This is a genomic window from Nonomuraea sp. NPDC049750, from assembly GCF_040659625.1.
Taxonomy (GTDB): Bacteria; Actinomycetota; Actinomycetes; order Streptosporangiales; family Streptosporangiaceae; genus Nonomuraea.
Map to the genome: position 1 here is coordinate 960,925 of NZ_JBFANB010000001.1, position 21,051 is coordinate 981,975.

20 protein-coding genes are annotated in these 21,051 nt (G+C 69.8%); 12 read left to right on the top strand and 8 right to left on the bottom strand.

The genetic code is table 11. The annotated features are described in order from the left end of the window. Window positions 1-19 precede the first annotated feature (19 nt). Window positions 20-619 carry a sulfite oxidase-like oxidoreductase gene (locus tag AB0J16_RS04730; RefSeq protein ID WP_358534629.1) on the bottom strand — a complete coding sequence of 200 codons (600 nt, stop codon included), beginning with the start codon at window positions 617-619 and terminating at the stop codon, window positions 20-22. Between the two features lie 130 nt (window positions 620-749). Between AB0J16_RS04730 and AB0J16_RS04735 the strand changes: the two genes are divergently transcribed. From AB0J16_RS04735 to AB0J16_RS04750, 4 genes are all read left to right on the top strand, one after another. Then, entirely contained in the window at window positions 750-1,346 is a 597-nt protein-coding gene (locus tag AB0J16_RS04735) for a TetR/AcrR family transcriptional regulator (protein ID WP_357960995.1), read from the top strand. A gap of 61 nt (window positions 1,347-1,407) precedes the next feature. Beyond that, entirely contained in the window at window positions 1,408-1,911 is a 504-nt protein-coding gene (locus tag AB0J16_RS04740) for a PH domain-containing protein (protein WP_358534631.1), read from the top strand. After that, the gene (locus AB0J16_RS04745; protein WP_358534633.1) at window positions 1,908-3,413 is read left to right on the top strand and encodes a PH domain-containing protein; all 1,506 of its coding nucleotides are present in this window, start codon (window positions 1,908-1,910) and stop codon (window positions 3,411-3,413) included. The genes AB0J16_RS04740 and AB0J16_RS04745 overlap by 4 nt, the downstream gene beginning before the upstream one ends. Before the next feature lie 125 nt (window positions 3,414-3,538). Then, entirely contained in the window at window positions 3,539-4,000 is a 462-nt protein-coding gene (locus tag AB0J16_RS04750; RefSeq protein WP_358534635.1) for an STAS domain-containing protein, read from the top strand. A 13-nt stretch (window positions 4,001-4,013) separates the two neighbouring features. Here the strand turns inward: AB0J16_RS04750 and AB0J16_RS04755 are convergent, their stop codons facing one another. After that, complete coding sequence (locus AB0J16_RS04755; RefSeq protein WP_358534637.1) at window positions 4,014-4,727, bottom strand: helix-turn-helix domain-containing protein; 714 nt, start codon at window positions 4,725-4,727, stop codon at window positions 4,014-4,016. A gap of 114 nt (window positions 4,728-4,841) precedes the next feature. Between AB0J16_RS04755 and AB0J16_RS04760 the strand changes: the two genes are divergently transcribed. Then, the gene (locus tag AB0J16_RS04760) at window positions 4,842-5,723 is read left to right on the top strand and encodes an NmrA/HSCARG family protein (RefSeq protein ID WP_358534639.1); all 882 of its coding nucleotides are present in this window, start codon (window positions 4,842-4,844) and stop codon (window positions 5,721-5,723) included. A gap of 75 nt (window positions 5,724-5,798) precedes the next feature. After that, complete coding sequence (mptB, locus tag AB0J16_RS04765) at window positions 5,799-7,436, top strand: polyprenol phosphomannose-dependent alpha 1,6 mannosyltransferase MptB (RefSeq protein WP_358534641.1); 1,638 nt, start codon at window positions 5,799-5,801, stop codon at window positions 7,434-7,436. Here the strand turns inward: mptB and AB0J16_RS04770 are convergent. After that, a complete protein-coding gene (locus AB0J16_RS04770; RefSeq protein WP_358534643.1) occupies window positions 7,354-9,966 on the bottom strand; it encodes a hypothetical protein in 2,613 nt (870 codons plus the stop codon). The two genes, mptB and AB0J16_RS04770, sit on opposite strands and share 83 nt — an antisense overlap. A 60-nt stretch (window positions 9,967-10,026) precedes the next feature. Here AB0J16_RS04770 and AB0J16_RS04775 point away from each other — a divergent pair, with 60 nt between their 5' ends. The 4 genes from AB0J16_RS04775 to serS all read left to right on the top strand — a co-directional run bounded on the left by AB0J16_RS04775 (window position 10,027) and on the right by serS (window position 13,987). After that, complete coding sequence (locus AB0J16_RS04775) at window positions 10,027-11,247, top strand: glycosyltransferase 87 family protein (protein ID WP_358534645.1); 1,221 nt, start codon at window positions 10,027-10,029, stop codon at window positions 11,245-11,247. 21 nt (window positions 11,248-11,268) lie between these two features. After that, window positions 11,269-11,685 (top strand): DUF4446 family protein, encoded by a 417-nt coding sequence (locus AB0J16_RS04780; protein ID WP_358534647.1) that lies wholly within the window; start codon window positions 11,269-11,271, stop codon window positions 11,683-11,685. Window positions 11,686-11,762: 77 nt separating this feature from the next. Beyond that, window positions 11,763-12,683 (top strand): prephenate dehydratase, encoded by a 921-nt coding sequence (gene pheA / locus AB0J16_RS04785; protein ID WP_358437242.1) that lies wholly within the window; start codon window positions 11,763-11,765, stop codon window positions 12,681-12,683. 41 nt (window positions 12,684-12,724) lie between these two features. Next, window positions 12,725-13,987, top strand: coding sequence for a serine--tRNA ligase (gene serS, locus AB0J16_RS04790; RefSeq protein WP_358534649.1), 1,263 nt, complete (start codon window positions 12,725-12,727; stop codon window positions 13,985-13,987). 79 nt (window positions 13,988-14,066) lie between these two features. Here the strand turns inward: serS and AB0J16_RS04795 are convergent, their stop codons facing one another. Both AB0J16_RS04795 and AB0J16_RS04800 read right to left on the bottom strand, forming a co-directional pair. Then, on the bottom strand, window positions 14,067-15,098 hold the full coding sequence (locus tag AB0J16_RS04795) for a hypothetical protein (protein WP_358534651.1): 1,032 nt from the start codon (window positions 15,096-15,098) through the stop codon (window positions 14,067-14,069). Between the two features lie 345 nt (window positions 15,099-15,443). Beyond that, window positions 15,444-15,647: a cold-shock protein gene (locus AB0J16_RS04800; RefSeq protein ID WP_043619750.1), complete on the bottom strand. Its 204-nt coding sequence runs from the start codon at window positions 15,645-15,647 to the stop codon at window positions 15,444-15,446. A 223-nt stretch (window positions 15,648-15,870) separates the two neighbouring features. Between AB0J16_RS04800 and AB0J16_RS04805 the strand changes: the two genes are divergently transcribed. Next, complete coding sequence (locus AB0J16_RS04805) at window positions 15,871-16,677, top strand: HAD family hydrolase (protein ID WP_358534653.1); 807 nt, start codon at window positions 15,871-15,873, stop codon at window positions 16,675-16,677. Window positions 16,678-16,680: 3 nt separating this feature from the next. Here AB0J16_RS04805 and AB0J16_RS04810 read toward each other — a convergent pair whose 3' ends face one another. Next, window positions 16,681-17,196, bottom strand: a complete 516-nt coding sequence (locus AB0J16_RS04810) for a bacterial proteasome activator family protein (RefSeq protein WP_225301362.1) — start codon at window positions 17,194-17,196, stop codon at window positions 16,681-16,683. A gap of 5 nt (window positions 17,197-17,201) precedes the next feature. Further along, window positions 17,202-18,158 (bottom strand): NAD(P)H-quinone oxidoreductase, encoded by a 957-nt coding sequence (locus AB0J16_RS04815; RefSeq protein WP_358534655.1) that lies wholly within the window; start codon window positions 18,156-18,158, stop codon window positions 17,202-17,204. Between the two features lie 114 nt (window positions 18,159-18,272). Here AB0J16_RS04815 and AB0J16_RS04820 point away from each other — a divergent pair, with 114 nt between their 5' ends. Then, entirely contained in the window at window positions 18,273-20,543 is a 2,271-nt protein-coding gene (locus AB0J16_RS04820) for an AAA family ATPase (RefSeq protein ID WP_358534657.1), read from the top strand. A 215-nt stretch (window positions 20,544-20,758) separates the two neighbouring features. Here the strand turns inward: AB0J16_RS04820 and AB0J16_RS04825 are convergent, their stop codons facing one another. Continuing rightward, complete coding sequence (locus AB0J16_RS04825; RefSeq protein WP_358534659.1) at window positions 20,759-20,959, bottom strand: hypothetical protein; 201 nt, start codon at window positions 20,957-20,959, stop codon at window positions 20,759-20,761. Window positions 20,960-21,051 lie beyond the last annotated feature (92 nt).

Genomic DNA, 21,051 nt, shown 5'->3' on the forward strand with positions numbered 1-21,051 from the left:
GCCAGGTCAGGCGGCGCACCTAGTCGCCCTCGTAGCGCTGCTCGCGCCACGGGTCGCCGTAGTTGTGGTAGCCGGCGGTCTCCCAGAAGCCCGGCCAGTCCTCGTCGAGCAGCCGGATGCCGTGGATCCACTTGGCCGACTTCCACAGGTACAGGTGCGGCACCAGCAGCCGGGCCGGGCCGCCGTGCTGGGGTGCGAGCTCCTCGCCGTCGAACTTGTGGACGATCCACGCCTTGCCGTCGAGCAGGTCCTCCAGGGGGAGGTTCGTGGTGTAGCCGCCATACGAGTAGGCCAGCGCGTATTCAGCGGCCGACTCGACATTCTCGAACAGCGTGTCCAGCGAGACGCCCTGCCAGCCGGTGCCGAGCTTGGACCATTTGGTGACGCAGTGGATGTCGACCGTCGGCGTCTCCTGCGGCAGCGCCATCAGCTCCGGCCAGGTCCACCGGTGGGTCTGCTCGGCCTCGGTGTCGATGGCGAACTCCCACCGCTCCAACGGGATCCGCGGCGTCGGCCCGGTCGACAGCACCGGGAAGTCGTCGACCAGGTATTGGCCGGGCGGCAACCGGTCGTCGTCGCCCCTGCGCCGACCCTGGAAGCCGCGCGAAATGATGCCCACCGGCACTCCCTTCAGCGATGCACCAGATCACGTTCGCACGTTCGGGTACGGGGTGCACTTCTCCTCGCTCTGGTTATGCCAAGTCATACGTATTGAGTACCGTTAAGGGACGTAAAAGAGAGGAGTACGGGTGCCCAAGCAGGTGGACCACGAGGCCCGGCGTACCCAGATCGCCAAGGCGCTGTGGCGGGTGGCGCAGGCCCGGGGGCTCGACCGGGTGAGCCTGAGAGAGGTCGCCGCGGCGGCGGACATGTCGCTCGGCCAGCTCCAGCACTATTTCACCAACCGTGAGGACATGATGGTCTTCGCGGTCGAGTTCATGAACAGGAAGAACGTCGAGCGCGTGGCCGAGCGCATGCTGGCCGCCGGATCGCAGGCGCCGCGGGCCAGGCTCCGGGCCATCGTGCTGGAGATGCTCCCCGTCGACCGGGCGGCGGAGGCGGGCAGCCTGATCAACATCAGCTTCCTGCTGGAGGCCGCGCGCAGTGAGCCGCTGCGTGACTACGCCCGCAAGCGCGCGCTGGCGCTGCGTGGCGTGCTGGAGGGCCAGATCGCGCTGGCCATGCGGGCGGGCGACATCGACGGGTCCCGCGATCCGGCGGCCGAGGCGGCGCTGCTGGTCAGCCTGGCCGACGGGCTGCGCGCCAACTTCCACCTGGGCGTGCACACCGCCGAGGAGACGGTGGCGCTGATGGACGGGCAGCTGGCCCGGCTCTTCGGCGGTTGATCCAAGTCAGCTGTCTTGCTATGGTCGAAAAAATACAGCTGACTTGGAAAGGACGCGCCGCGTGAACAACCTCCGCCCGCCGCTGCACAGGGTCGATCCCAGGGCCAGACGATGGTGGACGCTCCAGGCGCTGGTGGCCCTGTCGGGGCCGGCGCTGCTGACGGCGCTGTGCTTGTTCGTGCTGTCGCTGCTGTTCTTTCCCGGGGCGCTGGTCTGGCTGGGGCCGCTGCTGCTGGTCGTCCTGGTGCTGCCCGCGGTCGTCTATCTGACGGTCATGCCGCGTTGGCGCTACCGGGTGCACGCGTGGGAGCTGGGCGAGCTCGCCGTCTACTCGGCCAGCGGGTGGTTCTGGCAGAAGCGGCGGATCGCGCCGCTGTCCCGGGTGCAGACGGTCGACACCATGCGCGGCCCCATCCAGCAGTCGCTCGGGCTGGCCACGGTGACCGTGACCACCGCCTCGACGGCCGGCAACGTGAAGATCGCCGGCCTGGCCGACGCCGACGCCGAGGAGCTCGCCCGCCGCATCGGCGCCGCGGCGCAGGCCGTACCGGGTGATGCCGCGTGAACGGGCCGGCCGAGCACGTGAACAAGCCGGACGCGCGGGCGGACGAGCCGGACGCGCGAGTGGACGGGTCGGACGTACGGGCGGACGGGCGGTGGCGGCGGCTTGATGGGCGCGTCATCGCGGCGCACTGCTTCTGGCTGGTCGCGCCGCTGGCGTCGGTCGGGCTGACCGCGCTCGCCACCGGCGGCCGGTTCGACCCGCGGGCCTGGATCACGCTCGGCTCGATCGCCCTGACCTTCGCCGTCCTCAGCGCCAACGGCCTGGCGCGCTGGCTGCGCACCCGATACCGGGTGACCGGCGAGCACTTCGAGGTGCGCTCGGGGTTGTTCGTCCGCAGGCTCCGCTCGGTGCCGCTGAGCCGGATCCGCAACGTCGACCTGACCGCGAACCTCGTACACCGTCTCCTCGGCCTCGCCGTCCTGCGCGCGGGCACCGCCGACCGCGACGAGCTCCGGCTGGAGGCCCTGTCCCGGCAGGACGCGGCCCGGCTGCGGGGTGAGCTGCTGCGGCGGGCCGATACGCGGGAGAGCGCCGATCCGGTGCTGGCCATGTTCGACCCGCGGTGGGTGCGCTACGCGCCGCTGACGTTCTGGACGATCGGCGGCGTGTTCGTGGTCCTCGGCACCGCGTATCGGATCCTCAACGACATCGGGATCGAGCCGTGGCGCCTCGGCTTCCTGCGCGACCTCGCGGCCGGCGCGGTCTGGGTGACGATCCCGCTGACGTTCCTGGCCTTCTTGGTCGTCGGCAGTGTGGGGGCGACCGCGCTGTACGCCGAGAACTGGTGGAACTACCGCCTGGAATGGGCGGACTCCGGCACACTCGCGGTGCGCCGCGGCCTGTTCACGACCCGATCGGTGTCGATGGGCCGCGAGCGGCTGCGTGGCGTACTCCTGCGCGAACCGCTGCTGCTCCGGGCCGGTGGCGGCGCCAAGGTCACCGCCGTGGCCAGCGGGCTCGGCGACGACGAGGAGAACCGGCGCCGCAGCTCGCTGCTGCCACCCGCCCCCCGCGCCGAGGCCCTGCGCGTGGTCGAGCGGCTCACCGGCAAGGCGGCCGACCGGCCCATGCTCCGCCATCCCCGCGTCGCACTGCGGCGCCGCGTCATGCGCGGTCTGACGCTGGTGGTCCTTCCCGTGGCCGTCGCCGTGGCCGCGCTCGGCCTGCCGCTCGTCGCGGGCATCTTCCTGGTCGTGGCGACGCCGATCGTCTGGTGGCTGGCCCGGGACGCCTACCGCAACCTGGGTCACGCCGTCGATGGCGACTATCTGCTGGCGCGGTCCGGCACGTTCAGCCGCGACACGCTCGCGCTGCGCCGTACCGGCATCGTCGCCTGGACCTTCAGCTCCTCGCCGTTCGGCAGGCGGGCCGGTGTCGTGACGCTGACGGCCGCGGTGGCGGCGGGCGAACAGGGCTACCGCATCCCCGACCTCGCCGCGGGCGACGCTCCCGCGCTGGCGGAGAGGGCCGCGCCGGGCATCCTCCCCGAATTCCTGGTTTAGGGCACCACGGGCATCCAGACGCCAGGGGTTTCGCGGCGTGTGATGGCCTTCACGCTGACCAGCCGTTGAATGCGGCTTTTCCCGGGCAGAAAGAAGGGTGACGCTACTGGAAGTGAGTGCGAACCATGAGCGCGCGTGCGGTGCGAATCGACACTATCCGACACGTTCATTGCACAGTTCTTCGAGCGAGCGGCGAGCTGGATCACGCCGGCCGGGCGCGCCTGAGCGCCCGCATCCGGGAGGTATGGGACTGGTCCGACGGGCCCATCCTGGTGTTCGACCTGACTGACGTGGTGTTCTACGACTCCTCCCTGATCGGGGCGCTGGCGGTGGCGTTACAGCGTGTACGGGCCACGCGCAGCGGCCGCATCATCCTGGCCAGCCCTCCCGACCGGCTGCTCACCGCTCTGGAACGTACTGGTCTGCTGGAGTACGTCGAGATCCGCGGCGGCCTCCAGGAGACGGTGGCGGAGATCATGATCGAGCGGGAGCGGGGACGGAAGCGTAGGGCGGGCTCCGGCGGCGCGTCCGTCGAAGAGGGCCGCGGTGCGCGGGACTTCCGAACCGCCCTGCCCTATCTGCGGTAAGTGTCCTTGGACGTCAGCCCTCGGGGATGCCCGACTCGGCGCGATCGGCGTCGATCAGGTCGCTGAGCAGGGTGACGGTGGCCGCGGCGAGGTCGCGCAGCCTGGCCTCGGGGATGGCCGCCTCGCTCTCGAAGGCGCGTTGGACGGTCCGCGCGAGCAGGTCCGCCCGTTGCGCCGGACCATCGGCGGAGGCATCGCCTTCGGCGCGCAGGAAACCCTCGAACGTGGCCTGGTAGGCGTAGCCGATCTCGTCGGTGCGCATGTCATCGCGGAGCAGCCCGTACTCGGTGAGCAGATTGAGGTAGTCACTCGCCATGGTGCCGTGCCGCTCGTCGCGGGCGGTATCGGGCGAGCTGGTCAGCTTGCCGAGCAGGTGCGGATCGGCCAGGAGGAACCCGCGCAGCAGCGGGCGGCTGGTGATGGCCAGGAAGTAGGCGCGCGCGAAGTTGTGCAGCAGGCATGCCTTCGCGTCCTGCCGCAGCGCCTGCCGTAGCTCGTCCATGGCGTAGAGCACCTCGCGGGCGAAGACCACGCTGAACAGCTGCTCGCGGGTCTTCCAGTGCAGATAGACCGTGCCCTTGCCGATGCCGGCTCCCTCGGCCACGTCGTCGATGGTCACCCGCCGGTAGCCGTGGCGCAGCAGCAGGTCGGCTGCCACGTCGAGGATGCGGGTGGCCCGTTCGGCGCGCTGCTGCGGGTCTCGGAGTCGTTCGGCGTTGGCGCTCACGTAGGAACCGTATGACCCCATACGAGATCTGGTCAACTCATATTTGTCGATTGACTAACTTTCAAATCTCGTCATACAGTCACCTCGACACAGCGGCAACACCTGGAGCGAGCCATGCACAGCACCCTCGACAAGACCGTCCTCGTCACCGGCGCCACCGGGAACCAGGGCGGCGCCACCGCCCGCCACCTGCTCGCCGACGGCTGGCGGGTCCGCGCCCTCGTCCGGGACGAGAGCGCCCCCGCGGCCGTCGCGCTCGCCGCCGCCGGCGCCGAGCTCGTCCGCGGCGACCTGGACGACCGCGCCTCCATCGACGCGGCGGCCCACGGCGTGTACGGCATTTACAGCGTCCAGTCCGCCAACGACAACGAGATCGCCCAGGGCAAGAACGTCGCGGACGCCGCCAAGGCCGCGGACGTGCGGCATCTCGTGTACTCCTCGGTCGGCGGCGTCGAGAGCCAGAACAGCTTCTACGTGGAGCACGGCTGGGGCGCCATCGACAAGTGGCAGATCGAGGAGCGCATCCGCGAGCTGGGCGTGCCCGCGACGATCCTGCGGCCCGCCGGGTTCATGGAGGACTTCACCAGCCCGGCGCGGTTCTTCCAGAACGGCTCGCTCAACGTGCCCTGGCACGACGACCTGGTCATGCAGCTCATCGCCATCTACGACACCGGCGCCTTCGCCGCGCTGGCCTTCGCGGACCCGGACGCCTACCTGGGGCAGGCGATGGAGATCACCGGCGACCGGCTGACCGCCCCGCAGATCGCCGCCGCGCTCGGCAAGGCGGCCGGGCGCCAGATTCCGCACACCCGGATTCCGCTGGACGTCCTCTGGGAGCACGACCCCGAGGTCGCGAAGGTCTTCACCTGGGCGAACGAGACCTACTACGACACCGACCTCGAGCCGCTGCACAAGGCCAACCCCGCCCTCACGGACTTCAGCACCTGGCTGGACCGCTCGGGCAAGGCTCGGCTCCTGGCGCAACTCGCCAGGTGAACCGAGGATCCGTCGACGAAGGCGGCCTGGCGGGCTCGGGCCTGAGCGTTCCGGTGAGTGTGCTGGAATTTGCGGGTGACTTCGGAGACGCGGCGCGGAAAGGCGCCAGGCCGGCTCGCCCAGTCGGCCACGGCGGCGATCGGCGCCTCGGTCCTGCTGACGATCGCCATCAGCCTCCTCGGCCCGTCCGTCATGGTCCCTGCCCTGAGCGGCCCCGCCTGGCAGCCGCCATACTCCCTGAACGTGCGTCCCGACCCCCACCTCGTGGTGGGGCTCGGCGCGGCGGCGATCGTGCTCGGCGCGCTCGGCTCGCTGGGCCTGCTGCTCGCCCTCTCCCGCGCGTCCGCGCTGCCCGCCGACTCCTCGCCCGCCACCCCCTCGCCCGCCACCCCCTCGCCCGCCGCCCCGCTATCCGCCAGCGGCAGATTCGCGTCGTTCGGCGGTAGTCAGTGGTCGTTCGACGGCGGTCAGTGGTTGCCGGATCCTCGGCTGCTGGTGCGCCTCGGCTGTCTGGCCGCCGCGCTGCTGGCGTTCCTGCCTCCGTCCGGCTCCGGCGATCACCTCAACTACGCCGCCTACGGACGCATGGTGACGTTGGGCGTCAATCCGTACACCCACGGAGCCGTCGACCTGCCCACCGACCCCATCGCCCGCGCGGTGGAAGCCCCCTGGCGTGAGGAACCGAGCGTCTACGGCCCGGTGGCGACGGCCGTGCAAACCCTGGCGAGCTGGATCGGCGGTGACTCGCTCCGGTTGACCATCTTCGTCCTGGCGCTGGCCAACGCGGCGGCGTTCATCGCGACGGGCCTGCTGATCGACCGTTTCACCCGGGACGATCCCGCCCGACGGTTGCGGGCGGCCCTGCTCTGGACCGCCAACCCGCTGCTGCTCTACCAGTTGGTCGCCGGTATGCACGTCGACACCCTGGCCATCGCCTGCATGGTCGCCGCCCTCCTGGCGCGGAGCCGCCCGGTCGGCTCAGGGTTCCTGCTCGGCCTCGGCGTGGCGGTGAAGATCAACTCGGGCCTCGTGGCGCTCGGCCCCGCCTGGGAGCTGCGCCGCCGCCCCGCCCGCCTGGCCCTGATGGCGGGCACCGCGCTGGCCGTGGTGGTCGTCGGCTACGTGATCGTCGGTTCCGAGGCGATCGGCCCGATGACCCGCACCAGCAAGTCGATCTCGCTGGCCTCGTTCTGGAAACTCGTCCAGGGCTGGCTGCAGTCGATCGTCGGCGCGGGCAGCGCCTACCGGGGCGAGATCCAGATCGGTTCGCTGCTGGTGCTCGCTCTGGTGGCATGGTCACTGTTCCGCCTGGTGTCCAGGTCCGACGGCTACCAGGGCTATGCGAACGCCCACGGGTCGGAGGGGCTGAGCGCCCCCGTCGTCTCCGCCGTGATCGTCATCGCCTATCTGTTCGCGACTCCGTACATCCTGCCCTGGTACGACGGCCTGGCGTTCGGGATGCTCGCCCTGATCGGAGCGTCGGCGCTCGACGGGTTGCTGTTCACGCACCTGCTCGTGCTGTCCCTGGCCTACCTGCCCGCCCGCGTCCTCGACAAGGTCATGCCGCAGGACCTCGACTGGCTCCTTACGGTGGTCAGGTCGCGGATCGCTCCGTGGGCCCTGTTCGCGCTTACGGCGGCTCTGGTGTGGTGGTCGTGGCGAGCCGCAGCGCGCGTACGGACGCCGCGAGCGTCAACGGCACCGCCACCGTGAGCGCCATGGCCGGGATGGCGATGCCCGAGTCGTTGATCAGAAATCCGATGAACGCGCACGTCAGCGCCCCGAACAGGCCCGCCCGGAGGGTCGGCGCGAGCGCGTACGCCTGACCGAGCGCCGGAGCACCCCAGCGGGACGGCCGGTTGAGCACCCGGAAGAGGAACACGAGCGCGACCAGCGTGAGCAGCGTGAGGGACCAGTTCCCGACGGTGACGCCGATCATCGCGCTGAACTTGCGCCCGATCACCGTCCACGCCTGACCGTCGATGATCTGCTGGACGAAATTCCCCAAATGGGTGCGCTGCGCCGCCGGCCGCAGCCAGTCGAACAGCGAGATGCCCCCGATGAGCACCCCTCCGGCCACCCCGACGAGCAGCAGCTTCACGATCGAGACCCGCCGCCCGGCGAGCAGGATCAGGAAGACGGCCAGCCCGATCACGAAGGCCGGGACCCCGCCGAAGTCCGCCCCCCACGACGGCCACCCATCGGCGAACACCGCCAACGCCCCATACGCCCCGCACACCACCACCGTCACGAACCTCGACACCCCCCTCCTGAGCAGCCACTGAGCGACACCGGCCAGCGCGAGCACGGTCCCCGTCGCGTACACGGCGAAGGCGATGTTGGAGAACCCGTAGAACCGCCCCCCGGTGACAGGCTCATAGCCGGTCACCGCGTTGACCTGCAGCTTCGAACCGGTCATCACGTCGATGAGCAGGGCGACGGAGGTGATGCCCGCGACCACGGTCAGGGGCCCGAGCACGTGCGCCCGCCACGGCCCGGCGAAGGCCAGTCCGGTGATCAGCGCGGCGAAGGCGAGGATGGTCACGATGACGCCGAGCATCGGCAGGGGCAGGGCCCACCACGGCACCAGCTGCGCGAGGAACGTCGAGACGGCGATAGACCCGCTCACCACGGCCACTACCTGGACGACGGCCAGCAGCCGAGAAGCACTCGCCGCCTCGTACCCCGGCAGAGCCCCCGCCGACCCCGCCGACGGCCCTCCGGTGTCACCGTGAGTCCCCACGGAGGTGGGGTCCGCGCCCCCGGCCTCAGCGGACGCGGCTACACCGGACCCGGCATCAGCGGATGCGGCGACACCGGACCCGCTCTCAGCGGGCCGGGCCTCAGCGGACTTGGCCACATCGGACTCGCTCTCAGCGGGCGTCGCCTCACCGGACGCGACTCCCGCAGGCGTGGCATCGGTGGTCGTTTCCCCGGCGGAGCGGCGACGGCGGCGCAGGGCCAAGGCGGCGAAGGCGTAGAAGAGCAGCTGTAGCGTCACGAACACCGCGAAGAACGGCCCCCGGACCTCCCGAAGCACCTGGCTGGCCAGGTCACTGTCCGACAGCTCGTTGACCGTGTCGACGGGTGTGGCCGCGCTCGCCGTACCGTCGGTCTGCCAGGCGCGCCCGACCACCTCGCGAGGCGCCTCCAGACCCAGCAGTTGGATCGCGGTGGCCGTCAGGTCGGTGATCGTGACCAGGGCGTCCTGGCGGGTGGAGGTCGCCGTCAGATAGCCGTGCTGGTACGGCCGCCCGCTCGGGGAGGGGCCGATGGCGATGGCGACGTGGAGGTGGGGGTTCGTGGTGATGTCGGAGAGGCCCGCCACCAGGACGGCCGTGTCGCCCGGCAGTATGCCGAGCAGGTCGCCGACGCGAAGGTCCGCCTGCGCGGCGGCGGCCTGCCGCGTAGCGGTGGGGAGAGGGGTCGGTACGCCGTACTCGTCGAGCGGCTGGCGGGCCCAGGCGTCGGCCAGGTCGGCGACTTCCATGACGATCAGGTTGTAGGGAGTCGGGTCGCCGAGAGCTTCCGGTGTGTCGACATATGTGGCGACTTTTCCGGTCGCGTCGGCGGCGGCCACCGCGGCGCCTGGCCCGATGGCGGCGACATGGCCGCCCGAGGACGTCACGAGCTGGCCCAGGGTGCCGAGCCGCGCGTCGTACCCGGTCTCGGCCTGGTACGCGGCCAACTCCGACCAGCCCGGGACCGTGGCGCCCCCGCCGCTGACCTGGGGCGTCGGGACAGCGGGGCACCCACGCCCGGGCGTCCCGGCCCGCTGGCCCGCCGACACGGTCAGCCATCCGGCTATCGGGCAGGTGATGCCGCGGTCGGGCGGTGGCACGGCACGCGTGGACAGCGACGCGGAGCCGCCGTGGGCCACCAGCTTCCACAGGTTGGGGGTACGGGTCTCGTCCAGGTCGCTCCACTGCAGCCCCGGCACCCCGATGAGCGCCACACGGCCGCGCGCGGACGATGCCGAGACGGGACCCGTACCGGAAGTGGAGACGGGACCCGTACCGGATGCGGAGGCTGCGGCGGCCGGGCCGGCGCCGAAGAGGGGTGCCAGAACGGTGGCGAGGAGCAGCGCGACAAGGACCAGGACGGCCAGACGATGGCCGCGACGTCCGAGGGCTTCTTGAGGCAGCCGGGCGGGGGCTTCTTGAGGCAGTCGTCCGGGCGAGTCTTGCGGCATGGGAGGGCGGTCCGAGGTGGGGGAGGCCGCGCTGAAGGTGGCGTGCGGCATGTGCGGGACCCCCAGTATCGAAGCGCTCGATCAACAACAGCCACGGTAACGTGCCACACCGTGACAGGTGGCAGGGCGACGACGATCCGGCGGCAGTGGTGGGCGTGGGCGATTGCCGCCCTGGTCATCGCGGTGGCCGTCGCACCGCTGGTACAGCAGTGGCTGACCAATCCCGACGACCAGCGGCTGGTCGATCTGGACGTGTACCGGACCGGCGGGCAGATGATCCTCGACGGCCGGGCCGTCTACGAGTTCGCCACGCCCGCGCCTCAGCTGCTCCCGTTCACCTACCCGCCGGTCGCGGCGATGCTGGCCGTCCTGCTGGCCAAGATGCCCTGGGAGACCGCCCAGTGGGTGTGGACCGCCGGGGTCTTCGTGTCGCTGGCCGTCGTGGTGGCGTACTCCTTCAGAGGGGTGCTGGCGGCGCGCCAGGAGGGGCAGGCGGCACACCGGGACGGGTTGGCGCGGTACGCGCCGTGGCTCTTCGCCTTCCTCATGGTGGCCTGCACGTACTTGATGCCGATCCGCGACCAGGTCCGGTTCGGGCAGGTGGACATTCTGCTGGTCGCGTTGTGCCTGGCCGACTGTGTGGCCAGGAGGCCGTGGTGGCCTCGGGGGTTCCTGATCGGGCTGGCCACGGCGGTGAAGCTCACGCCGGGCGTCTTCCTGATCTATCTGCTGGTGACGCGGCAGTGGCGGACGTTCTTCATGGCGGCGTTCGCCGCAGCGCTGCTCACGTTGCTGCCGTTCGTGGTGATTCCGCAGGACGCGGCCGATTTCTGGTTCTCCGCGCTGTTCGACCCCAACCGGCTCGGCGCGAACGCCGCCACCACCAACCAGTCGATCCGCGGCATGCTGATCCGCCTGTACCTGCCCGACGCGGTGACGTCCGTGATCTGGATCGCCCTGGTGGCGGTCGTGGGCTGGTACGGCTTCCGCGGGGCGCGGGCCGCCTACCAGGCGAAGGACCCGATCACCGCCGTCGCGCTGGTCGGGCTCATGGCCGTGCTGCTGTCCCCGGTCGCCTGGATCCACCATCTCGCCTGGGTGGTCGTGGTGCTCGGGGCGATCGTGGGTGACGGGCGCGATCCGGTCAGGGTGCGGGTGGCCGTGGGGGTGTGGCTGTACTACGTGCTGCCCATCCCTTGGTGGGGCGTGGCGTTGAAGGTGGCGGGGGTGCCGGTGCTCGACAAGATCGTGCAGGACGGCTACGGACTGGGCGCGCTGGGTCTGGTCTGGTTGTTGGCCTCCTGGTTGCCGAAACGGCGCGACGTGGGGTGACAAGCGATTACCCTCTGTTACGTGCTGATTACCGTATGGGTCATGGTGGGGCTCGTTGCCGGGGTGAGCGGCGTGGCCATTGGCTACAGAGCGCTCAAGCAGGCCAGGGCCGCTCTCGACGAATGCCGGGAGACGCTGGTCTCGCAGACGAGCGAGGGCAAGGGCGATCTCAAGGCCATCCGGGACGTCGCCGTGTGCCGTTACGACGCGCTGCAGGAGATGACCGGGCGGTTGTCGTTCTCGATCGCGATGATCAACGGGCTGGGTGACGGCATCGTACTGACCTCGATCAACGGACGAACCGAGACCCGCACCTATGTACGCCCGGTGGTGAGCGGCAAGGGAGAGGAGCCGCTGTCTCCGGAGGAGGAGCAGGCGGTGCGAGCCGCCCGGCTGGGTCACGGGCCGCTGATCGACGCGCAGGCGGGCCGATGGTAAACGGCGGACGTTAAGGAGAGGACGTTAAGGAGAGGAAAGGTCCGCACTACCCCGCTACCTGCGGATACTCTGTAAGCGTGCCCAGACTCGCCTATCTCGGACCGGAAGGCACCTTCACCGAAGAGGCCCTGCGGCTCCTCGCGCCCGAAGCCGAGCGTCTGCCCCGCGCCAACGTCAGCGCCGCCCTGGCCGCCGCCCGTAACGGGGAGGCCGACGGCGCGGTCGTCCCGCTGGAGAACTCGATCGAGGGCGCGATCACCACGACGCTCGACGAGTTCGCCTGGGGCGAGCCGCTGCTGATCACGGCGGAGCTGCTGCTGCCGGTGCGCTTCTCGCTGCTGGCCCGGCCCGACACCGAGATCGTGCACATCAAGCGGGTCTACACGCATCCCGCGGCCATCACGCAGTGCCGCGCGTTCTGCGCCCGGGAGTTGCCCGACGCGGTCGTGGTGGCGGCGCCTTCGACGGCCGCCGCGGCTCAGGAGGTCGCGCTGCCCGGCTCGCCGTACGACGCGGCCATCGCCGCGCGCATCGCGGGCGAGCACTACGGGCTGGTGGAGCTCGCCGACGACATCGGCGACCGCAACGACACCGTGACGAGGTTCGTACGGGTGAGCCGTGGGGGAGAGCTGCCCGCGCCGACCGGTTACGACCGCACCACGCTTGTGGTGTTCCTGGCCGACGACCACCCGGGCGCGCTGCTGGAGATGCTGACGGAGTTCTCCGTACGCGGGGTCAACCTGACCCGCATCGAGTCGCGGCCCACCGGCGGCGGCATCGGCCGTTACTTCTTCCACTTCGACTTCGAGGGACACGTCGCCGACGCGCGCGTGGGCGAGGCGATCTCGGGCCTGCACCGCATCTGCGGCGACGTGCGCTTCCTGGGCAGCTACCCGCGTGCCGACGGCGTCGCGCCGCAGATCAAGAAGGGCACGGCCGACCCGGAGTTCGCCGAGGCGGGCGAGTGGCTGGCGCGAATCCGCGCCGGACGCGTCTAATCCTGAGGCGGATGGTAGCCGGGCGCCGGTAGCCTTTATCCGTGATTGACCTGCGTACCCTTCGTGAGCATCCCGACCGGCTACGGGCATCGCAGCGTGCCCGCGGCGAGGACGACTCGATCGTCGACACGCTGCTCGACCTCGATGAGCGCCGCCGCGCCGCGCTGACCTCGTTCGAGTCTCTGCGCGCCGAGCAGAAGAGTCTGGGCAAGTCGGTCTCCAAGGCGCAGGGCGATGACAAGGCCGCGCTGCTTCAGCGGGCCAAGGAGCTGGCCGGCCAGGTCAAGGCCGCCGAGGCGGAGGCCGAGACGCTGGGCGCCGAGCTCGACGAGCTCGTGCAGTCGGTGCCCAACATCGTCGACGAGGACGCGCCCCACGGCGGCGAGGACGACTATGTCGTGCTCGAGACCCATGGCGAGCCCCGCGTGTTCGACTTCGAGCCGAAGGACCACCTGGAGCTGGGCGAGCTGCTCGGCGCCATCGACATGGAGCGCGGCGCCAAGGTGTCCGGCTCGCGGTTCTTCTTCCTCAAGGGCGTCGGCGCGCGCCTGCAGCTCGGCCTGCTCAACATGGCCATGCAGCAGGCGATCGCCAACGGGTTCACCCCGATGATCACTCCGGTGCTGGTCAAGCCGGAGACCATGCAGGGCACCGGCTTCCACGTGGCCCACGACAAGGAGATCTACCGCCTCCCCGAGGACGACCTCTACCTGGTCGGCACCTCGGAGGTGGCGCTGGCGGGCTACCACGCCCAGGAGATCCTGGGCGGCGACGAGCTGCCGCTCCGCTACGCGGGCTGGTCGTCGTGCTTCCGCCGGGAGGCCGGCTCCTATGGCAAGGACACCCGCGGGATCATCCGCGTCCACCAGTTCGACAAGGTGGAGATGTTCTCCTACGTACGTCCTGAGGACGCGCGCGAGGAGCACCAGCGGCTGCTCGCCTGGGAGCGGGACATGCTCGCCAAGATCGAGGTGCCTTACCGCGTCATCGACACGGCGGCCGGAGACCTGGGGATGTCGGCGGCGCGCAAGTTCGACTGCGAGGCGTGGATCCCCACTCAGGGGCGCTACCGGGAGCTGACCTCCACGTCCAACTGCACCGAGTTCCAGGCCCGTCGGCTGGGCGTGCGTTACCGCGACAAGGACGGCAAGCCGCAGCACCTGGCCACGCTCAACGGCACGCTGGCGACCACCCGCTGGATGGTCGCGATCCTGGAGAACCACCAGCAGGCGGACGGCTCGGTCGTGGTGCCCGAGGCACTGCGTCCGTATGTCGGCCTCGACGTCCTGGAGCCACCCAAGTAGACGCCTGTACCGGCTCAGGCGGTCCGCGTCTGAGCCGGTCCACCCCTGAGTTCAAGGGGCCTGAGTCGGCTTGAGCCGCTCAGTAGGTGGCCGTGCGGCGATGGAGGTCGCGCCTGATGAGCGCGCCGCTCGCCGCCACCACTCCCGCCGTCATGACGGCAGCGGCCCCCACCGCCAGGGCGTACGAGCCCGGCATCCCGTGGGCCCAGCCGTAAAAGGGCATGTACACGGCCGCGTACACCAGCGGCGCCGCGCCGAACCCGACGGCCACCGCCACACCCCTGGCCTGCCCGGCGATGGCGACGAGGAAGCAGACCATGGCCCCGAGCACCGTCACGCCGGCCGCCGGATCGCGGTCCGCGCCGAGCATGGCGTACAGCCCCACGCACACCACCAACGCGGACCCGGCGTAGACGCCGCCGAGCCGCCGCATCCCCGTCCCGACGGCGCCGAGCAGCATCAGGGCGGCGAGGACCAGCGCCACGCGCTGTTCGGGGTCCAGGTTCGCCGTCTCGTCCCCGGGGGACGAGAGCGGCTCCGGCCATCCCACCGGCCGCCACGTTCCTTCTACGTCCCGTACGAGCACGCCGTCGAGCCCGTTGGCGACGACCACGACATGACCTCCGGGCCGAGCCTGTACGGCCAATGCCAGGGATCTGGGCCCGCCCGTGGAGTACCGCCTGGCCAACCGGTCGTACTGATCGTCCGACAGGCTCCAGGAGGGCCGCCACGTCTTGCCCCCGTCGTCGGACTCGGCGACCGCCGGCCGTCCGGGAAGCACCCGGTAGCACCGCTGCGCCTGTCCGGGCACGCAGGCGGCGGTCTGCGGCGGCCGCACCCGTACCTGCCTGCCGTAGTACTCGGACCAGGTGACCCCGCCGTCCACGGAGGAGATCCCGGTGGCAGCGCCTTGATCGCGGTCGGCGATCAGCACGATGATCTGATCGCCGTCCACCTGTACGGAGTCGACCACGGAAGGCGGCTCAGCGGCCGCCGCCATGGCGAACAGGGCCACCGGCACGATCGCCGCCGCCCGCCACCGCTCCGGGGGCCTCTTCAGCCGTGCGGGGAACCCCCTCAGACGCTCCGGAAGTCCAGCCAGACGCTCCAAGAGCCCCAGAAGCCACCAGTGATCCGCCCGACGCTCCAGCGGCGCTGTCAGGCCCTCTGAGGGCCCTGCTGGTCGATGTGGGAGGAGAGGCCACCAGGCCGGCGGCGGCCAGAGGCGTTTTAACAGATGGTCGTTGAGTAGCAGCACGAACACGGCGACCAAGGTCGCTGGGTGACATAGCCACGCGTACCTCATATATGGGCCGATGGCGGTGAAGCATCAGTGGTTCGACCGCTGTGTGAGTTGAGTCACACCTGTGACCGGGCTGTCACCACAGCAGGGCCCAGGAATGCGAAAGACCGAGGCCCGCTGGAAGCGAACCCCGGTCTGTCTCGCTGCTACAGGTCAGATGGCACGGACCTGCGAGGCCTGGGGCCCCTTCTGTCCCTGCGTGATCTCGAACTCGACCCGCTGGCCGTCTTCAAGGCTGCGGTAGCCGTTGCCGACGATCTCGGAGAAGTGCACGAACACGTCCGGCGCACCGCCGTCCGGGGCGATGAAGCCGAAGCCCTTCTCGGCGTTGAACCACTTGACGGTTCCCTGAGCCATAAAAGCTCTCCCTCAGGATGTGAATCTATGGGACCCGCACCTCGCGAGTCCCGGTGTGTCGTACAGCAAGCACCCGGGGTGGCTCAGACAAAGTCATGCTGGTTTTCACAACGGGATCAGCTAATACAACGCCATCACATCTAACACCATTCTGGCGCGTTGGTGTTCCCGTCCCTAGGAAGATTTCTGGCCGGCGGCATGACCGGGCAAACTGGAACCTGTTATGCGAAGCCTTGCAACGCCGCGTCTTGTGGCCACCGACCTCGACGGAACCGCTCTGCGGACCGACGGAACCGTCTCTCCCCGTACGGCAGCGGCGTTCGCGAGAGTCGAAGAAACTGGTGCCGTCCTCGTGTTCGTCACGGGTCGCCCGCCTAGATGGATGAGCAGCGTGGCGGGTGCGGTGCGTCACCGAGGGTTGGCAATCTGTGCAAACGGTGCGTTGATCTACGATCTGCATACCGAACAGATAGTGGAATCTCACCTCATCACGGTCGAGGTACTGGAGCAAGTCGTCGCTCAGCTAAGAGCGAACGTGCCCGAACTCGCATTTTCGGTCGAGTATGAAGGTGGTTTTGCGCATGAGTCCGATTTCCCACTCGGTGGTTGGGACAGCAAGGCCATCGGCGGCCTGCGCGTCGGCGCGGCGACGCTGACCGCACGACCCTGCGCCAAACTGCTGGCCCTGCACCCGGACATGGCTCCCGACCCGCTGCACGAGGCCGTGTGCGAGCTCGTGGGACACCTGGTGACCCCCACGCACTCCAGCGGCCGAGGGCTGATCGAGATGAGCGCCCACGGTGTGACAAAGGCCACCGCCCTGGCCGCGCTCGCCGAAAGCCACGCGATCAAACCATCACAGGTGGTGGCGTTCGGTGACATGCCGAACGACCTGCCCATGCTGGGCTGGGCCGGTACGTCCTACGCGGTCGCCAACGCGCACCCTGACGTACTGGCCGCCGTGGACCATGTGACGGCGGCCAACAACGACGACGGTGTCGCGCTCGTACTCGAAGAGCTTTACAGATGAGCCTTACAGGTAGGGGCCCGAGCCGCCGTGCGGTCGCTGCGAGTCGTCACCGTGGGGCACGCCGGGCAGCGCCCTGCGCATCTGCTCCAACTGGGCGCGCGCCGCCATCTGCTGCGCGAACAGCGTCGTCTGGATGCCGTGGAACAAGCCTTCGAGCCAGCCCACGAGCTGGGCGTGCGCGATGCGCAGCTCGGCCTCGCTGGGCGGCGTGCCGTTCTCGTCGGTGAAAGGCAGCGACAGCCGTTCGAGCTCGTCGACCAGCTCGGGGGCCAGGCCGTCCTCGAGCTCCTTGATGGACGACTCGTGGATCTCCTTCAACCGCTTACGGCTGGCCTCGTCGAGAGGAGCCGCCCGGACCTCTTCGAGAAGCTGGCGGATCATGCTGCCGATGCGCATCACCTTGGCGGGCTGCTCGACGAGGTTCGTCACCGAGCGCTCATCCTCGCCGTTATCACCCTGACCCTGGAAGTCCGGGCCCACCACCACGATGTGGGGGGTGTTGTTGTCCTCAGCATTCATAACACTCACCGTACTAGCAGGATTTTGCCGATGTGCTCTCCCGATTCCATCATTCGGTGCGCCTCCGCCGCCTCCGCCATGGGCACCTCCGCGTACACCACAGGGCGTACCGCTCCCGCGCTGATCAGCGGCCATACGTTGTCGACGACGCCGCGTACGACGACGCCCTTCTCGTCGGCCGGGCGGGCGCGCAGCGTGGACCCGTGGATGGTCGCCCGCTTGGCCATCAGGGCGCCCAGATCGATCTCGGCCTTGGCGCCGCCCTGCAGCCCGATGATCACCAACCGGCCGCCCGTACGGAGTGCCCGGATATTTCTGGACAGGTATTTGGCGCCGATGATGTCGAGGATCACATCGGCCGCCACCCGCTCGGCGAAGTCCTCCTCGTGGTAGTCGACCGTCTCGTCGGCGCCCAGCTCCTTGAGGCGCTCCAGCTTCGCCGCCGACCCGGCCGTCGCGGCCACCCGCGACCCGAACGCCTTGGCCAGCTGGATCGCGAACGTCCCGATCCCGCTCGCCCCGCCGTGCACCAGCAGCGTCTCGCTGCGCCGCAGCCGGGCGGTCATGAACACGTTGGACCAGACCGTGCACGCCACCTCGGGCAGCCCGGCCACCTCGACCAGCCGTACGCCCTCGGGCGCGGGCATCACCTGCTGCCACGGGACGGCCACCCGCTCGGCGTAGCCACCGCCGGCCAGTAGTGCGCACACCTCGTCGCCCGGTGTGACATGTTCCACGTCCTCGCCGATCTCGGCCACCACGCCGGAGACCTCCAGCCCCGGGTACGGAGGCGCGCCGGGCGGCGGATCGTAAAATCCTTGGCGTTGAAGGAGGTCGGCCCGGTTGACCCCGGCGGCCACCACGTCGATGAGGACTTCGCCCTCGTCAGGACGTGGATCCGGCACCTCGCGCCACTCCAGAACCTCTGGTGGTCCGGGCCTGGTGATCTCGATGGCTCGCATGCAATCACCGTAGCCGGGCAAGGAAGTTATAGGTTGGCGACCACTGCCGCGAGTCATGGCGTTAACCTGCAATGTATTTGCTGCCCCTTTACACCCACCAGGGGGAGAAACACGGTGGCAAGACACGATCGAGAGGAATCTCTCGAGGAACAGCTGGCCTGGCTGGACGCGATCAAGGAGACGGAAGAGGCTCCGATCTCGGTCAGCGCCTCTGCCTCGGAGGACTCCGTCGCTTCGCCGTACCCCCAGGACCCTTGGCTCTCGGTGCCGACTCAACACGAGACGCCGACGCCGCTGTTCAGGGCCGCGGTCGACTCCGTGTACGGCACGCCGCCCGCGGAGGACCTCGCCGACGGGGGGAGCTCGCCGTCCGGCACGAGGGACCTTGGCAAAAAGGACATCGGCCCGAAGGACGACGTCCAGCCCGTCTCGCGACCGGTGAGTCTGGGCAAGGCCGACGACGGGTTCCTGGCGCCGCTCAAGCCGCTGCCCCGGCCCGACGACACCGACTCCTACTCGCTGCTGTCGTTCCCGGAGCCGGCGAAGAAGCCGGTGGTCGAGGAGGCGGAGGAGGAGACGAAGTCCGCCTGGCCCGTGCCGCCGGACTGGTCGCGCCCGACGGAGACCTTCGACGAGCCGCGCCCGGCCGATAAGACCGACAAGGTCGAGGAGCCCTCTTCGGGCACCGTCGAGCCGCCGCCCGCGGAGGACGCCACGGAGCCACGGCTGGAGGTCCCGCTGACCTTCGACAAGCCGCTGAGCTTCGACAAGGCGATGAGCTTCGACACGCCGCCCGCGTTCGACCCGCCCGCCTTCGACAAGCCCGCGGCCGAAAAGCCGCTCTTCAACAAGCCGGGCTTGGACAAGCCGCTGAGCTTCGATCTGCCGCTGAGCTTCGACAAGCCACCGGCCGCCGAGAAGCCCCCGGCCGTCGACCAGCCGTCCGCCTTCGACAAGCCGTCGGCCCTGGACAAGCCGTCCGCTCTGGACAAGCCGTCGGCCCTGGACAAGCCGTCCGCTCTGGACAAGCCGTCGGCCCTCGACCAGCCGTCGCCGCCGCGCGCTTTCGATGAGCCCCGCGCTTTCGAGGAGTCGCGGACCCTCGACGAGCCGCCGCCCGCCCGCGCCTTCGACAAGCCGAAGCCACCGTCCAGGCTGTTCGACGAGCCGAAGCCGTACGAGCGGGACCGCGCCTACGAGCAGGACCGCTCCCATGAGCCTGAGCGTTCCTTCCAGCAGGACCGTTCCCACGAGCAGGACCGCTCATGGGACCAGCCACGCTCCTACGACCAGGACCGCTCCTACGACCAGGACCGCGCCTACGAGCAGCCGCGCCCCTTCGAAGAGCCGCAGCCGCGCGCCTTCGAAGAGCCAGAGCCTCCCGCTCCGCGCCGCCGCCCCGCCCCCGTACCGGTCTTCAACGCCCCGCCCCGCCCCCCGATCACCGGCAGGCCCACGGCCGACAGCCTCGACCCCGAGTCGCTGCTGCGCGGTCGCCGCAACGCCCCCTCCAAGGGCTGGCGCCGGCTGATCTACAAGGCGTCGGGCGGCTGGATCAAGCCGGGCGAGCCGCCAGAGGTCCGCCGCCGCCGTGAGCTGCTGACCAGGGCCCGCACCCCGGTCGCCACCGGTCACCACCGCGTGGCCGTACTGAGCCTCAAGGGCGGTGTGGGCAAGACCACGACCACGGTCGGCCTGGGCGCCACCCTCGCCGCGATGCGCGGCGACCGGGTGATCGCGGTCGACGCGAACCCCGACCGCGGGACGCTGTCCGACAAGCTCACGTTGGAGACCTCGGCGACCGTACGTGACCTGCTCAACGAGAGCGACCAGGTCAAGAGGTACGTGGACATCAGGGCGTTCACCTCGCAGGCGCCTTCGCGGCTGGAGGTGCTCGCGTCGGACCGTGACCCGTCGGTGTCCGAGGCGTTCAGCGGCGCCGATTACCAGGCCGTCTCACAGGTGCTGGAGAACTTTTACTCGATCTGCATCACCGACTGCGGCACCGGCCTGCTCCACTCGGCCATGGGCGGCGTGCTCGGCCTCGCCGACCAGATCGTGCTGGTCAGCTCGCCGTCCGTGGATGGTGCCAGGGCCGCGTCGGCGACGCTCGACTGGCTGGAGGCGCACCACTACGGCAACCTGGTCAGGGAAGCGACCGTGGTGCTCTGCAGCGTCCGGCCGCGCTCGAAGTCGGCGGTCGACATCTCCAAGCTGGAGGCCCACTTCGCCGCGCGGTGCCGCGCGGTGATCCGCGTGCCGTACGACCCACATCTGGAGGAAGGCGCCGAGATCGACCTCGAACGCCTCCAGGAACCGACCAGGGAGGCCTACCTACAGCTGGCCGCCTCCGTCGGCGACGGATTCGCCGCACAGGGGGAGTAAACGCGGGGGATCTTGCCGCGCATCGCTACTTTCAGCACTCCCGACACCGCAGAAACGGCACCTTCTCCCGGGAAGGTGCCGTTGTCGTATTGGCTAGCGCTGTGAGCGGTCGAGGCGCGGCGGTCAGCGGATCGGAGTACGCAAGTCCCAGAGCCGCCCAGATCGCCCACCGCATGTCGGCTCTCGCTTCAAGGCCCGATGGGCGTCGAGGGGACTTAATACTGCGGCGGGTAAGGGCCCTGCTGCTGATAATGCTGCACCGGGACAGTGCGCTTCACCCGCCACCCGATGAACGTGACGGGGATCGCGACCAGCAGCCAGAAACCGATCGTGAAGAACGTCAACCAGGAGTGCACGAAGATCCACAGGCACAGGTGGACGCCGAACGTGACCGGGTTGAAGCCGCGCTCCTTCACGATTCTGGTCTGTACCGGCCCGTACTGAGGGCCGGACGCTGGCCCGTACTGAGGCTGGCTGTGTGGCTGAGCCTGATACGGCTGACCGCCGT